The 14960-nt window shown below is 71.2% G+C and carries 9 protein-coding genes; 4 read left to right on the top strand and 5 right to left on the bottom strand.

All coding sequences use genetic code 11. From position 1 onward, the window contains the following. Window positions 1-24: 24 nt before the first annotated feature. The 4 genes from ACH4OW_RS21475 to ACH4OW_RS21460 all read right to left on the bottom strand — a co-directional run bounded on the left by ACH4OW_RS21475 (window position 25) and on the right by ACH4OW_RS21460 (window position 7559). Window positions 25-1653: an ABC transporter substrate-binding protein gene (locus tag ACH4OW_RS21475; RefSeq protein ID WP_360127689.1), complete on the bottom strand. Its 1629-nt coding sequence runs from the start codon at window positions 1651-1653 to the stop codon at window positions 25-27. A gap of 428 nt (window positions 1654-2081) precedes the next feature. After that, a complete protein-coding gene (locus tag ACH4OW_RS21470) occupies window positions 2082-2642 on the bottom strand; it encodes a hypothetical protein (RefSeq protein WP_360127687.1) in 561 nt (186 codons plus the stop codon). A gap of 356 nt (window positions 2643-2998) precedes the next feature. Next, the gene (typA, locus tag ACH4OW_RS21465; protein WP_360127684.1) at window positions 2999-4903 is read right to left on the bottom strand and encodes a translational GTPase TypA; all 1905 of its coding nucleotides are present in this window, start codon (window positions 4901-4903) and stop codon (window positions 2999-3001) included. Between the two features lie 247 nt (window positions 4904-5150). Then, entirely contained in the window at window positions 5151-7559 is a 2409-nt protein-coding gene (locus ACH4OW_RS21460; RefSeq protein ID WP_398029641.1) for an ABC transporter family substrate-binding protein, read from the bottom strand. Window positions 7560-8030: 471 nt separating this feature from the next. Here ACH4OW_RS21460 and ACH4OW_RS21455 point away from each other — a divergent pair, with 471 nt between their 5' ends. Genes ACH4OW_RS21455 through ACH4OW_RS21440 form a run of 4 tightly spaced genes read left to right on the top strand, consistent with a single transcriptional unit; the run spans window position 8031 to window position 12073 of the window. Further along, window positions 8031-8375, top strand: a complete 345-nt coding sequence (locus tag ACH4OW_RS21455) for a hypothetical protein (protein WP_360127678.1) — start codon at window positions 8031-8033, stop codon at window positions 8373-8375. Window positions 8376-8426: 51 nt separating this feature from the next. Next, window positions 8427-9287 carry a hypothetical protein gene (locus tag ACH4OW_RS21450; protein WP_360127675.1) on the top strand — a complete coding sequence of 287 codons (861 nt, stop codon included), beginning with the start codon at window positions 8427-8429 and terminating at the stop codon, window positions 9285-9287. A gap of 15 nt (window positions 9288-9302) precedes the next feature. After that, window positions 9303-11288 carry a fumarate reductase/succinate dehydrogenase flavoprotein subunit gene (locus tag ACH4OW_RS21445; RefSeq protein WP_360127672.1) on the top strand — a complete coding sequence of 662 codons (1986 nt, stop codon included), beginning with the start codon at window positions 9303-9305 and terminating at the stop codon, window positions 11286-11288. Beyond that, a complete protein-coding gene (locus tag ACH4OW_RS21440) occupies window positions 11285-12073 on the top strand; it encodes a succinate dehydrogenase/fumarate reductase iron-sulfur subunit (RefSeq protein ID WP_398029638.1) in 789 nt (262 codons plus the stop codon). The genes ACH4OW_RS21445 and ACH4OW_RS21440 overlap by 4 nt, the downstream gene beginning before the upstream one ends. A 54-nt stretch (window positions 12074-12127) precedes the next feature. On the opposite strand, the gene ACH4OW_RS21435 is transcribed toward ACH4OW_RS21440, so the two are convergent. Beyond that, window positions 12128-14815: a SpoIIE family protein phosphatase gene (locus ACH4OW_RS21435; RefSeq protein WP_398029772.1), complete on the bottom strand. Its 2688-nt coding sequence runs from the start codon at window positions 14813-14815 to the stop codon at window positions 12128-12130. Window positions 14816-14960: the final 145 nt, after the last annotated feature.

The raw sequence follows: 14960 nt of genomic DNA, 5'->3' as shown, positions 1-14960 counted from the left end.
CCGCTCAGGGGCGGCTGCGTCGGATCAGCCCTTGAGCTTGATGTCGCTGAAGACGGGGAAGCTGAAGGGGTTGAGCGCGACGTCGGAGACCTTCTCCGACCAGCCGACGGTGCCGTTCTGGTAGAAGAGCGGGATGTTCACCGCGTCCTGGATGACGAGCTTCTCGGCCTGCTTGTAGATGTCGGTGGCCTTCTTGATGTCCGGCTCGGCCGCCGCGTCTTCCATCAGCTTGTCGAATTCCTTGTTGCTCCACTTGCCGTCGTTGGAGCTGGACCCCGTCTTGTACAGCGGGGTGAGGAAGTTCTCGACGTGCGGGTAGTCCATCTGCCAGCCGGCGCGGAACGGGCCGTTCAGCTCACCCTTGGTGATCTGGTTGCGGAAGTCGCCGAAGGTGCCGACCGGGTTGCCCACGCACGCGTTGTCGTTGCCGAGGGCCGCGTTGATGCTGTTGCAGGCCGCGTCCGCCCACTGCTTGTGGGAGTCCTTGTCGGCGTTGTAGCTGATGGTCAGCTTGCCGCCCGGGATGCCGCCGCCCTCTTCGATGAGCTTCTTGGCCTCGGTCGGGTTGTAGGTGCAGACGTCGCCGCACATGTTCTTGTCGTAACCGCCGGCCTCGCCGAGCACCGGGGAGGTGAGGTCCACCATCGGCGTACGGGTGCCGTTGTAGATCTTCTCCGTGATGCTCTTGCGGTCGATCGCCATGGAGATGCCCTTGCGGACCTTCTCCATGCCCGGCTTGTTCCACTCGGGCTTGTAGAACGGGAAGGTGACGGCCTGGTAGATACCCGCGGGCTGGGTGAGGTAGTTGCCCTTGAGGTCGTTCTTGGCGTTCTTGATCTGCTCCGCCGGGATGTCGTCGTCGACATCGAGGTTGCCGGCCTGGAGGGCGGCGTACGCGGCGTTGGAGTCGGTGAAGACCTGGAGCAGGACGCCCTTGTTCTTCGGCTTGTGCGTACCGGCGTAGTGCTCGTTCGGGACCAGCTTCATCAGCTTGCCGCGCTCGTACGACTCGACGGCGTACGGGCCGTTGCCGACCGGCTTCTTCAGGTATTCCTCGTGCTTGTCGAAGAACAGCTTGGGCAGCGGCGCGAACGCCTTGTAGCCCAGGCGGACCGGCCAGGTCGAGAACTTCTGGTTGAGCTTGACGGTGAAGGTGGTGTCGTCCACGACCTTCAGGCCCGAAAGCGTCTGGGCGGTCGGCTTGCCGTCCTCGGGCGAGGTCTTGTCGTAGCCCTCGATGTCCGAGAAGAAGTAGGCGTTCTTCTGCTTGTTGGTGGCCAGCGCCGCGTAGTTCCAGGCGTCCACGAACGACTTGGCCGTGAGCGGCTCGCCGTTGGAGAACTTCAGCCCCTTCTTGATCTTGATGGTGAAGTTCTGGGCGTCCGTGGTGTCAATGGACTCGGCGGCCGCGTCCTTGGCCTCGCCCGTCTTGGGGTCGTACTCCTTCAGATTCATGAAGATCTGATCCAGCACCTTGCCGCCGAGCACCTCGTTGGTGTTCGCAGGCTCCAGCGGGTTCTGCGGGTCACCCCAGTTGGCCCGGATGAATCCGGCGTTGGCTCCCGAACTTCCGCTGCTTCCACCGCAAGCCGTTGCCGTCAGGGCAATGGCTATCGCACCTGCGACCCAGATGGCGCTCTTGGCACCGCGCATGGGACTGCCTCCTCATGAGTCCATTCACTTCATGGAAAGGAGCCGCCCGCAGCTGACACCCCTGACAGCCAGCGACCAGCCCCTGCTGCTCGTGAGTCGGCGCTCCCCACAGCGCGTGACCCATTGACCCGAGCTCAATGCACCCCAGTCTCAGTCACGTTCGCCCCATAAACCACGTGTAAGGGGTCTCGGTTTGGTCACATCCGTTTGCCGTACGTTCGGAATCCGGACAAATCAATCAGTCCAGGTAGCCGCAAAACGGACTCCCGGAGGCCGGTTGTGACGCGTGGCGTTCTCAATACGGACAGTGGTCGAACAACTTCCGCCCGGAGGCGCGGACCCCGGAGGGCGGTCACACACAGTGACGTGCCCACCGGGCCGTAGCGCCCCGGCGGGCACGTCCGCACGCGCGTGCCGGCCGCCCGGTGTCAGTCGTGCGAGGTGTACTTGCCCGGCTTCAACTGGAACAGGAAGGTGCCCTGCCCGTAGCAGCTGACGGGTTCACCGCTGGGCGCCTGGTCCGTGGTGAACGGCAGGGTCAGCTGCATCGGCTTCGCCGAGCTGGCCGCCACCGTCTTGTTGATCTTGTAGTTCCGCGAGTCTTCCTTGCTCGGCTTGTACGGCGCGGGCCGCCACGTCGTCCGCCACGCCGCCTTCCCGTCGCCGCCCACCAGGTAGTAGCCGCCCATCCCGGCCCCGCGCAGGCCCTGGAACTTCACGTCAACGGACTTGACCTCGATGCTGCTCTTGGTGACCTTGCCCAGGTGCCACGTCACCCGCCCCGTGAAGAGCGCGGTCTTCAAGCAGCCCTCGCCGCCGCGGTGGTCGACCCCCGCGAGGCTGGTCGTGATCGAGTTGTTCGGGGTGCTGATCGCCGCCGTCTCCGTGGAGCCGGGCTTGATCGCCGCCGAGGCCGGCTCGGTGCCCAGCACCACGGCCATGCCGCACGCCGCCGCCGCGAGCGCTGCCTTCTTCCCCCTGTGCTGCATATAAATCTCCCCGCATATAAAACAGCCCCGCCCCCCGATTCCCGGGCGGGATGTCGTGCTGTTTGGTCACCAAGGACGCTAGACGAGCGTCTTGGCGGAGATCAATGAAAAAAGGCCGGCAGATCGCGGTTTTACGCGACCACAACGCGGTCCGGCGCCGCTATGGGGCGGCAGGGGCGGACTGTTGCCCCTTCGTCCCGATGTATCCACGCAAAACGGAAAACATGCCGCGACCGCAAGTGAAAAGCCTCGCGGAATACCCGCGGAAAAAGCGAGGAGCGCCCCGTCGGCCGGAAAGCCGTCGGGACGCTCCTCGTTATGCAATTCACCGGGCCCGGACCGGGCCGGGCGCGCTGTTACCGCTTGGCGCGCGAAGCGGTGCGGCCGCGCTCCTTCTGGTCCAGGACGACCTTGCGGATACGGACGGCCTCCGGGGTGACCTCGACGCACTCGTCGTCGCGGCAGAACTCCAGCGACTGCTCCAGGGAGAGCTTGCGCGGCGGCACGATCGCCTCGAACGAGTCGGCCGAGGAGGAGCGCATGTTGGTGAGCTTCTTCTCCTTGGTGATGTTCACGTCCATGTCGTCGGAGCGCGAGTTCTCGCCGACGATCATGCCCTCGTACACCTCGGTGCCGGGCTCGACGAAGAGCACGCCGCGCTCCTGGAGGTTGGTCATCGCGAAGGCGGTGACCGCGCCGGCCCGGTCGGCGACCAGCGAACCGTTGTTGCGGGTCGTCAGCGTGCCGAACCAGGGCTCGTGGCCCTCGTGGATGGAGTGCGCGATACCGGTGCCGCGGGTGTTGGTCAGGAACTCCGTACGGAAGCCGATCAGACCGCGGGACGGCACGACGAACTCCATGCGGACCCAGCCCGAGCCGTGGTTGGACATGTTGTCCATCCGGCCCTTGCGGACGCCCATGAGCTGCGTGACGGCGCCCATGTGCTCCTCGGGCACGTCGATCGTCATGCGCTCGACCGGCTCGTACGTCTTGCCGTCGACCTCCTTGGTGACCACCTGCGGCTTGCCGATGGTCATCTCGAAGCCCTCGCGGCGCATCTGCTCGACCAGGATGGCCAGCGCCAGCTCACCGCGGCCCTGCACCTCCCAGGCGTCGGGGCGCTCGGTGTCCAGCACGCGCAGCGAGACGTTACCGATCAGCTCGCGGTCCAGACGGTCCTTGACCTGGCGGGCGGTGACCTTGCGGTCCTTGGTCGCGGCCTTGGCGTCCGCGCCCTTGCCGGTGCCGCCGCGGCCGACCAGCGGCGAGGTGTTGGTGCCGATGGTCATCGAGATGGCGGGCTCGTCGACCGTGATCAGCGGCAGCGCGACCGGGTTCTCCGGGTCGGCCAGCGTCTCGCCGATCATGATGTCGGGGATGCCGGCGACGGCGCAGATGTCACCGGGGCCCGCCACCTCGGCCGGCTTGCGGGTGAGCGCCTCGGTCATCATCAGCTCGGTGATGCGCACGTTCTGGACCGACCCGTCGCGCTTCATCCACGCGACGGTCTGGCCCTTGCGCAGCTCACCCTGCTCGACGCGGAGCAGCGCGATACGGCCGAGGAAGTTGTCCGCGTCGAGGTTGGTGACGTGGGCCTGGAGGGGCGCCGACTCGTCGTACTCGGGGGCCGGGACGGACTCCAGCAGCGTGCTGAAGAAGGGCTCCAGGTTGGTGCTGTCCTGCGGGACCGTGCCGTCCTCCGGCTTGGTCAGCGAGGCGACGCCGTCACGGGCGCAGGCGTAGACGATCGGGAACTCGATCTGGTCCTCGTCCGCGTCCAGGTCCAGGAACAGGTCGTAGGTCTCGTCGATGACCTCGGCGATCCGGGAGTCCGGGCGGTCGGTCTTGTTGATGCACAGGATGACCGGCATCTTCGCGTCCAGCGCCTTGCGCAGCACGAAGCGGGTCTGCGGCAGCGGGCCCTCGGAGGCGTCCACCAGCAGCACGACCGCGTCCACCATCGACAGGCCGCGCTCGACCTCGCCGCCGAAGTCGGCGTGGCCGGGGGTGTCGATGATGTTGATGGTGATGACGTCGCCGCCATCCTTGGGGTGGTACTTCACCGCCGTGTTCTTGGCCAGGATCGTGATGCCCTTCTCACGCTCCAGGTCGTTCGAGTCCATCATGCGGTCGTCGAGGGACTCGGCTGCGTGCGCGGCGAAGGAGCCGGCCTGCTTGAGCATGGCGTCGACCAGCGTGGTCTTGCCGTGGTCGACGTGAGCGACGATGGCGACGTTACGAATGTCGTGGCGCGTGGGCATACTGCGGCGCTTCTCCCGGATCGTGGATGGCGGCACGTACGGTCCGGTACGTGTGCCTGCCGGGCATGAAGACGCCACGGCCTCACCCCATGGTACGGGGCTGGCGCGGCTTCGGCAGCGTCAGGTCGCACGAACCGGCCCTGACCTGCGGTGATGCATATTCGAACAGGCGCCGCGCGCCGGGCGCGCACGCCCCCTTCGCCGCGCGGCCGCCTGAATGCCGTCCCCGCGTAACCGGTCCGCTACGTCACTTCTTGTACCCGATGTCCGCGAAGCGCGGGGTCGCGAACCCGAAGGCGCCCGCGTTGACCAGGTCCCTCCGCGCCGCGACCACCTCGGGGCGCTGGAAGAGCGGTACGGAGCCGGCCGCGGCCCAGATGCGGGCGTCGGCCCGCTCGACCAGCTCCCGGGAGGCGTCCTCGTCCAGCTCGGCTGCGGCCTGGTCGAAGAGCTGGTCGATGTGGTCGGTGCCGACCCGGGTGTAGTTCTGCTCGACGGTCAGGCTGCCGTCGGCCGCCGGCTGCGGCTTGGCGTAGATCGGGCGGCCGTCGGTGGCGGGGTAGGCGGAGCCCGGCCAGGTGTACAGCGCCAGATCGTAGTCGCCGGAGGCGATGTGGTCCTCGAAGTAGCTCTTGCCCGGCACCTTCTGGACGGCGGTCTGCACACCGATCCGGGCGAGCATCGCGGAGATCCGGCCCGCCACGGCGCGCAGCCGCTCGGAGCCGGCGCCGTCCGGGAGCACGAAGCGCAGGACGAGCGGCTTGCCGTCCTTCTTGAGCGCGGGGACCGGGCCGCGCGCCGCGGGGTCGGCGTTGCCGGCGTACGCCCAGGCGGCCGGGCCGGCCACATGCTCCGGTTTGCCGTCGGCCGTTCTGTCCCCGGCGGCCTGCTCGGCGCCGGCGCCCTGGCTGCCGGGCACCGGGGCCACCTCGATCGCCTCGGCGGAGCGCAGCGCGTACGCCGCCAGCTGCTCGTACCGCCGGTAGTCCGCGTACGCCTGGGAGGCCGTGTCGGCGTCGGCCGCGGCCCGGCGGTTCGCGGCCGCGTCCTTGTAGAGGGCGGCGCTCTGCCGCAGCAGCGCGGACCGCTGGATGTCGGCGGCCCGCACACCGGCGGAGGACAGCGGCGCGGCCGGTGCGGCGCCCGCGTGCACGACGCCCGCCTTGCCGTCGCCCGAAGCGCCCTTCCCGGCGTCCGCCTTCTTCTCCGGCTCCTGCTTCGGGCCAGGCTGCCGCGACTGCCCGGAGGAGCCGCCCGGCGCCCGCCAGCCCGCTTCGGCCAGCAGCGCCTGCGCGGCCTTGGTGTCCGGGCCGCCCAGGGCGCCGCTGTTGTCCTCGTAGGCGGGCTGGCCCGCCATCAGCAGGTGGCTGCCGAGCGGCTGGTTCGGCAGGCCGAGCGGCTTGAGGACGGTGTCGGCCAGCTTCTGCCGGTCGACGGCGCGGGCCACCGCGCGGCGTACGCGTTCGTCGTTGAGCGGGCTGGTGCTGCCGTTCAGGGCGAGCTGGGTGTAGGCGGGCTCGAGGGCCTTGCGGACGGTGTAGCGGCGCAGCGCGTCCTGCTCGGCGGTGGTGGCGCGGCGGGGCGGCGCGTCGTCGCCGCGCGCGCCCGGGGAGCCGCCGGCGTCGTGTTCGGCGCCTTCGACGCGATCGACCTCGGGCGATGCGCCGTCCGGCGCCCCGGCGCTCGGCGAACCGGCGCCGGGCGAGCCCGCGTCCGGGGACCCCGCGGGCGACCCCGCGCTCGCCGACCCGGACGCCGCCGGCTTCCGCGCCGCGGCGATCTTCTGCGCGTCGCCCGGGTCCACCTCGGCCAGGTCCACGGTCCCGGCGGCCAGCGCCGCGCCCCGCTTCTCGCGCGGCAGCGCCGTCAGCACCACCTTGTCCAGCTTGGCGGGCGCGCCCCACCACTTCGGGTTGCGTACGAGGGTGACGGTGCCGTCCTCCTTGTTCCCGCCCTCCACCGCGAACGGCCCGGCGACCGCCTTGAGCTGCTCGCGCGCGCCGTCGTTGAAGGCGTCCGCGCTGCCCATGACGCTCTTCGGGTACAGCGGCGTGAACAGCGACGTCCAGTCGGCGTACGGCTTGGTGAAGGTCACCTCGACCTCGCGCGCGTGCTTGCCCGGCTCCACCTTCTCGATGCGGTCGTACCCGGCGTTGCGCGCGGTCCAGTACGCGTTGTCCTTGCCGCGCAGCGCCTTCCACTGCGCGACGAAGTCCTCAGCGCCGACCGCCCGTCCGTCGCTCCACCGCGCCTTCGGGTTGATCTTGTACAGGACCTTCTGCCGGGGCTCCCGCTCGGTGACGTCGGCGGCGTCCAGGTAGTCCGCGTTGCGCTGGGCGCGCCCGCGCTCGTCCAGCGTGAACAGCAGGGGCAGTACGGCGTCGGTGACGCGCCGGGTGGCCGCGTCGGCGCTCGCCTGGAAGGCGTTCAGGGTGCCGGGCGCCGCGTCCACCGCCCACCGCAGCGTGCCGCCCCTGCGCACCTGGTCGCGCGCGGTGACGGCGATGTCCCGGGCGGCGGGACCGGCCTCCCCGGAGTCGTCACCCCCGCCGCAGCCGGTCAGTACCGGCAGCGGCAGCAGCACTCCGGCAGCGACGAGCGCGGCGCAGCGGCGCCCGCGGCAGGCCGCGCGGCCTGAGCTGACGGGGTGGGTCATGGCGGTTACCTCCGGGGCTCGCCCGCGCCGCGCCGCCGCGGCGGGCCGCGGGGCCACGGATCACGTTCGGCCGACTTTGCGGCTCATCACATCTATGGCTCCCCCACTGAATGCGACCTCCGCCCGTACGGGCGGGCGACACGTCGGCCGCCGCCGTGAAGGCCACCCGCCCGGCCCAACCGGGACCTTCCCCGGTCCGGCGGGGGCCGCCGCGCGCCCGCGGGCCCGGGAACGGCGTACGGGCCGGCACCGGCGGACGTACAAAACGCCGTACAAAAGCACGTCCACCGGTACGGGCCGACGGCGCACACCCGCCGAAACACGCCGGTCCGGTTCCGCAATCGCGGCAGATCCCTTCCCAATCGCGACTGTGACGCGCGACACTCGCAGGCGCACGCCGCTGCACCCGGCCCACGGGCCGGGACCCGGCCGGAATGACGCCGACCACACCCGCGGAGGTGAGGGCAAGTCATGTCCCTGCAGGACGATCTGACGGCAGTTCAGCGCCACTTGGACGACCTGGAACGGTCGGTGGGACGACTGGAGCAACGGGTCGGCGGCGGGCTGGAGATGCGCCGCGTGCGCAGTGACACCGACCACCTGCGCGAGAGCCTGCAACTGCTGCGGGAGGGCGCGGGGGACCCGCCGCCCGGGCGCCCCTCGGCCGCCACCCGCACCGGCGCGGCCCCGCGTACCGGCCGCACCCCCGTGCCCGGCCCCGAGATGGTGACCATCCCGGACGCGCCGTACGACGCCGCCCTGTGGGCCGACGCGGAGGACGAGGGTCTCGGCGCGCGCGACCGCCGGGCGCCGTAGCCCCGCACGCCGCCCGTCCCACCCCCAGACAGCCGTCCACGGAGACCGACGTTGGCCACTGGCACCGAACCCCAACCGCATACCGACGCAAGCGCCGCGAAGCGCGCGGCCGGTACGTCCGGCACCGGCGTGCACGCCCCTTCGCGTGCCGCGATCCCCGCCCGCCACCTGCGGACCGACCGCTGGTGGCTGTACCCGGCCACGACCGCGGCGGGCCTGTTCGCCTTCGTCGTGTACTCGACATGGCGGGCGTTCGCGAACGCGGACTACTACGCGGCGCCGTACGTCTCGCCGTTCTACTCGCCGTGCCTGGCGGAGAACTGCCACCCGATGCGCGGCGGCCCCAACTGGGAGGTCTTCGGCAGCTGGTGGGGCCTGTCCCCCGCGCTGCTGATCCTGATCTTCCCGCTGGGCTTCCGGCTGACCTGCTACTACTACCGCAAGGCGTACTACCGGGGTTTCTGGGCCTCCCCGCCGGCCTGCGCGGTCGCCGAACCGCACAAGAAGTACACCGGCGAGACCCGCTTCCCGCTGATCCTTCAGAACGTCCACCGCTACTTCTTCTACTTCGCGGTGCTCGTCGCGGGCATCCTCACTTACGACACCGCGCTCACCTTCCGCAACGCGGACTACGAGTGGGGCCACATGGGTCTGGGCACCCTGGTCTTCCTCGTCAACATCGCGCTGATCTGGGCGTACACCCTCTCCTGCCACTCCTGCCGGCACATCGTCGGCGGCCGGCTGCGGCACTTCTCCAAACACCCGGTGCGCTACCGCCTGTGGGGCTGGGTCGGCAAGCTGAACGCGCGGCACGCGGCCCTCGCCTGGGCCTCGCTGATCAGCGTGGCCGCCGCCGACTTCTACGTCTTCCTCCTCGCCACCGGGGCCTTCGACGACCCGCGCTTCTTCTAGGAAGGGTGCCTTGTGATGACGCAGCTCGACCGGCAGGAGTGGGACGTTGTCGTGGTGGGCGCGGGCGGCGCCGGGCTGCGCGCCGCCATCGAGGCCCGTGAACAGGGCATGCGTACGGCCGTGATCTGCAAGTCGCTGTTCGGCAAGGCCCATACGGTCATGGCCGAGGGCGGCATCGCGGCCAGCATGGGCAACGTCAACGAGGGCGACAACTGGCAGGTCCACTTCCGCGACACCATGCGCGGCGGCAAGTTCCTCAACCACTGGCGGATGGCGGAGCTGCACGCCCGCGAGGCGCCGGAGCGGGTCTGGGAGCTGGAGACCTGGGGCGCGCTGTTCGACCGCACCCCGGACGGCCGGATCTCGCAGCGCAACTTCGGCGGCCACGAGTACCCGCGCCTCGCGCACGTCGGCGACCGTACGGGCCTGGAGCTGATCCGCACCCTCCAGCAGAAGATCGTCTCCCTCCAGCAGGAGGACGAGCGCGAACACGGCGCGTACGACGCACGCCTGAAAGTGTTCCAGGAGTGCACGGTCACCCGCGTGCTCAAGGACGAGGGCCGGGTGGCCGGCGCCTTCTGCTACGAACGTGAGTCCGGCCGCTTCTTCGTCCTCCAGGCCCCCTCGGTGGTCCTGGCGACCGGCGGCATCGGCAAGTCCTTCAAGGTCACGTCCAACTCCTGGGAGTACACCGGCGACGGGCACGCGCTCGCGCTGCTCGCCGGGGCCCCGCTGATCAACATGGAGTTCGTCCAGTTCCACCCGACGGGCATGGTCTGGCCGCCCTCCGTCAAGGGCATCCTCGTCACCGAATCCGTCCGCGGCGACGGCGGCGTGCTGCGCAACAGCGACGGCAAACGCTTCATGTTCGACTACATCCCGGACGTCTTCAAGGAGAAGTACGCCCAGTCCGAGGCCGAGGGCGACCGCTGGTACGACGACCCCGACCACAACCGCCGCCCGCCCGAACTGCTGCCCCGCGACGAGGTCGCGCGCGCCATCAACGCCGAGGTCAAGGCGGGCCGCGGCTCCCCGCACGGCGGAGTCTTCCTCGACGTCTCCACCCGTATGCCGGCCGAGACCATCCGGCGGCGGCTGCCCTCCATGCACCACCAGTTCAAGGAGCTGGCGGACGTGGACATCACCGCCGAGCCGATGGAGGTCGGGCCGACCTGCCACTACGTGATGGGCGGCGTGGAGGTCGACCCGGACACCGCGGCCGCCACCGGCGTCCCCGGCCTGTTCGCCGCCGGCGAGGTGGCCGGCGGCATGCACGGCTCCAACCGGCTCGGCGGCAACTCCCTGTCCGACCTGCTGGTCTTCGGCCGCCGGGCGGGCCTGTACGCGGCCGAGCACGCACGCGCCAGGGCCGGGCGGCCGGCCGCCGACCCGCTCCAGCTCGACGCCGCGGAGGCGGAGGCGCTGCGCCCGTTCAGCGCCGAGGGGCCCGACGCCCACCACACCGGACGGCCCGCCGAGAACCCGTACACCCTCCACCAGGAACTCCAGCAGGCGATGAACGACCTGGTGGGCATCATCCGCAGGCAGGGCGAGATGGAAGAGGCCCTGGAACGCCTCGCCGACCTGCGGGTACGGGCCCGCCGGGCCGGCGTCGAGGGCCACCGGCAGTACAACCCCGGCTGGCACCTGGCCATCGACCTGCGCAACATGCTGCTGGTCAGCGAGTGCGTGGCGCGGGCCGCACTGGAACGCAAGGAGTCCCGCGGCGGGCACACCCGGGACGACTACCCGGAGATGGACCGGCGGTGGCGCCGGATCAACCTGGTCTGCGAGCTGGCCGAGAACGGCACGGACCTCCCCCCGCAGGACCCGGCCGTCGGCCAGATCCGCCTGACCCGCCGCGAGACCCCGCCCATCCGTACCGATCTCCTCGGCCTCTTCGAACAGGACGAGCTGGCGAAGTACCTGACGGACGAGGAACTGGCGGCGGGCACGGCGGGGGCACCAGGAACCGCGGACGACGAGGAGACGAACCGGTGAGCGCGCAGTCCGACGCCTACAAGGCGCACTTCAAAGTCTGGCGGGGCGACGCGGACGGCGGCGGCCTGGAGGACTTCCGCGTGGAGGTCAACGACGGCGAGGTGGTCCTCGACATCGTCCACCGCCTCCAGGCCACCCAGGCCCCCGACCTCGCCGTCCGCTGGAACTGCAAGGCGGGCAAGTGCGGCTCGTGCAGCGCGGAGATCAACGGGCGGCCCCGCCTGATGTGCATGACCCGCATGTCCGTCTTCGCCCGCGACGAGACGGTCACCATCACCCCGATGCGGGCCTTCCCGGTCGTCCGCGACCTGGTCACGGACGTCTCGTTCAACTACGCCAAGGCCCGGGAGATCCCCAGCTTCGTACCGCCGCCCGGTCTGGAGCCGGGCGGGTACCGGATGCGGCAGGAGGACGTCGGCCGCTCGCAGGAGTTCCGCAAGTGCATCGAGTGCTTCCTGTGCCAGGACACCTGCCATGTCGTCCGCGACCACGAGGAGAACAAGACCGCCTTCGCCGGCCCCCGATTCCTGATGCGGATCGCGGAGCTCGACATGCACCCCCTGGACGCGGCTTCCGAATCCGGCCTCGACCGCAAACGCGCCGCCCAGGACGAGCACGGCCTCGGCCACTGCAACATCACCAAGTGCTGCACCGAGGTCTGCCCCGAGCACATCAGGATCACCGACAACGCCCTGATCCCCATGAAGGAACGCGCGGCCGACCGCAAGTACGACCCGCTGGTGTGGCTGGGCGACAAGATCAGGCGACGGAACGGGACCGACTAGCCACCGCCCCGCGGCACCCGGCCGGACGCCGCGGCCCTCTTCGGAACAGGCCGCTCAGAAAAGACTCAGCAAGGCGTCCGCCGGGTCGGGGATGACGGTGTCGCCGTCGGGCAGCGGGAGCTCGAACCACACGGTCTTGCCCCGGGGGGTGCGGCGGCTGCCCCAGCCGGCGCTGAGCAGGCCGACGAGCTGGAGCCCGCGGCCGCCCTCGTCCGTGTCACGGGCCCTCCTGCGGCGTGGCTGGGCCAGGTCCGCGTCCCACACCTCGCACACCAGGGTGCGGTCCAGCAGCAGGCGCAGCCGGATCTCGCCGTGGCCGTGCCGCAGCGCATTGGTGACCAGCTCGCTGACGAGCAGTTCGGTGGTGTCGACGAGCGCCTCCAGGCCCCAGTCCGTGAGCTGGTCACGGGCCAGCTCACGGGCGCGGGAGACCGAGCGGGCCTCGGGGGCCAGGTTCCAGTCGCCGACGGAGTCCTTGGGCAGGCCGTGCACGCGGGCCATCAGCAGCGCGATGTCGTCCTCGCCGTGCCGGGTGTCCAGCGCGTTCAGTACGTGGTCGCAGACGTCCTCCAGCGGACGCCCGGCCTCCGACAGGGCCGTCTGGAAGGCGCGCAGGCCCTCGTCCAGCGGGTGGTCGCGGGATTCGACCAGGCCGTCCGTGTAGAGGGCGAGCAGCGCCCCGTCGGGCAGCTCGACCTCGGTCTCCTCGAACGGCTCGCCGCCGACACCGAGCGGCATGCCGGGCGGTACGTCCAGCAGCAGGGCGTCTTCGCCGTCCTCGACCAGGATGGGCGGCAGATGCCCGGCGTTGGCGAACGTACAGCGCCGGCTGATCGGGTCGTACACGGCGTACACGCAGGTGGCGAGGTAGACCTCGGAGAGGTCGGCGGTGCCGGAACCCGCGCGCGGCGCCTCGGCGGAGGGGTTGGCGGAGGGATCGGCGGACGCCCCGGCGGGACCCGCCGACCGGCTGCGCGGGGCGCGCGCGCTCGTCCGGGCGCCCCCGCCGGTCGCGCCGAGCCCGCGTGCGATCTCGTCGAGCGCGGAGAGCACCTCGGCCGGCTCCATGTCGAGCAGCGCCAGGGTCCGTACGGCGGTACGCAGCTCGCCCATCGCGACGGCCGCGCGCAGCCCGCGCCCCATCACGTCGCCGACGACGAGCGCGGTGCGGTGGCCGGGCAGCTCGATGACGTCGAACCAGTCGCCGCCGACCTCGGTGGCGGTGGTCCCGGGCAGGTAGCGGCAGGCGATGTCCAGGCCCGCCGCCTCGGGGTCGCCCGGCGGCAGCAGGCTGCGCTGCAAAATCAGCGCGCGCTCGTGCTCCCGGCGGTACAGGCGGGCATTGTCGATACAGACCGCGGCGCGCGCGGCCAGCTCGACGGCGAGGGCGGTGTCGCGCTCTCCGAACGACTCACTGCCCTTGGTACGGGAGAACTGCACCAGCCCGACGACCGTGTCGCGGGCGACCATCGGCACGGCGAGCGTCGAGTGGACCACCGCGCCCAGCTCGGGCCCCTCCTCGTTCTCCCGGCCCGGGATGATCTGCGCCTGGGCGGTGCGCAGCGCGCCCGCGCACGGGGAGTTGAACGGGTACCGGTGGACGGCGCCGACCGCCACCGGACCGGCCTCGCCCTCGGGTACGCAACACGTCGTGGTGGCCAGCGGCGCGTCGGACACGGCACTGGCGAACGCGACCCGGCGCAGCTCGGCACTGCCGTCGGCCATGCCGGGCGGCGCCTCGTCACCGGCCAGCAGCCCCTGGTAGAGGTCCACGGAGGCCAGGTCGCAGAACTGCGGCACGGCCACGTCCAGGAGCGTGCGGGCGGTGGTCTCCAGGTCGAGGGAGTTGCCGATCCGTGCGCCGGCCTCGTTGAGCAGCGCCAGGTTGCGGCGGGCGCTGGCGGCCTCCCGCTCGGCCCGCCGCCGGCCCGTCACGTCGGCGGCCAGCGCGGCGACGCCGATGGGGCGGCCGCTGGCGCCGTGCAGGCGGTACAGGGAGACGGACCAGCGGCGGCGGTCGGCCTCCGCCGGCCCCGGGGCGGAGCCGGCAGGGGCGGGGGACCCGGTGGCCTGCGCGGGCACGGCCGGGGCCGCCGGCACCGTACCGACGAGCTGCATCTCCGCGACCGGCTCCCCCGTCTCCAGCACCCGCCGCAGCGCCGCGTTGAGCCGTTCCGCCTCGGTACGCGGCAGGAAGTCGTGCGGCCCGCCGCCGCTGTACCTGGACGCGGGACCGCCGAAGACGGTCGCGAAGCGCTCGTTGACGCGCCGGATCCGCAGGTCCGTGCCGAAGAGGAGAAACCCCATGGGAGATTGGCCGAAAACGGCCTGGGAGGCCGCCAGGTCGGTCTCGATGCCGCGCAGCGCGCGGACGTCGACGACCAGGCAGACCGCCGCGCGCTCGCCCGCCGCCGTCTCGGACGGCATCACGTAGATCTCCGCGAGCCGGCTGTCGCCCGCGTCCGGCGTGCCGGGCCCGTCCGTGCCGCGCGCACGGTACGGGACCAGGCCGGTCCACTCCCGGCCGTCCAGGATCTCCGAGACCGTGCGGTGCGCCCTGTCGTGCAGCTCGTGCGGCACGAACGCGGCCACCGGGTCCTTGCCGACGGCCTCCCTGGCGGGGATGCCGAGCATCTCGGCGGCGCGCTCGCTCCACCGGTCGATGCGCCCGTCGGGGCCGAGCGAGAACGACGCGACGCGGATGTAGTCGTAGATGGAGCCGGGCGGGCTGCTCTGCCATATCGGCGGGCCTTCCGGGCCTTCGGGCCCCGCGGGCCGCGCCGGGCCGTCCGTACCACCCGGCCCGGCCGGCTGCGCGGGTCCTGCCCCGCCAGATGACTTCTCGCTCACGAGCCCCGTCCCCTCCAGCTCATCGTGCCCGGACCGG

This window comes from Streptomyces sp. NPDC017056, assembly GCF_044332485.1.
GTDB lineage: Bacteria > Actinomycetota > Actinomycetes > Streptomycetales > Streptomycetaceae > Streptomyces.
The sequence above is the reverse complement of the archived record's forward strand: the minus strand, read 5'-3'. Positions and strand labels throughout refer to the sequence as shown.